The organism is Streptomyces sp. SID14436 (genome assembly GCF_010548465.1).
Taxonomy (GTDB): Bacteria; Actinomycetota; Actinomycetes; order Streptomycetales; family Streptomycetaceae; genus Streptomyces.
In genome coordinates this window covers 1-201 of sequence record NZ_JAAGMD010000318.1, presented here as the reverse complement: position 1 = coordinate 201, position 201 = coordinate 1, and the positions used below count along the sequence as shown (strand labels likewise).

At 82.1% G+C, this 201-nt stretch carries 1 pseudogene; it reads left to right on the top strand.

What is annotated here, in order from left to right:
- Positions 1-201, top strand: a pseudogene (locus tag G3I53_RS11220) (transferase); the annotation flags it as partial.

Sequence of the window (201 nt, the reverse complement as noted above, 5' to 3'; positions counted from 1 at the left end):
AGCACCGTCCCCACCCCCGCAGGCCAGCCCCGGGAGGCCGGGTACCCGGCCGTCTCGGTCATGCCGCCGCGCGGCTCGTCCGCCGGTTTCCGGTTCCCCGTCCGGCGGCCACCGGCCCGGCCCCGGTCGCCGCTGCCGCTGCTGGCGGCGGACGGTTCGGCCGCGCTGCTGGGCGCGCTCGCGCTGACCGGCGACCGGCGG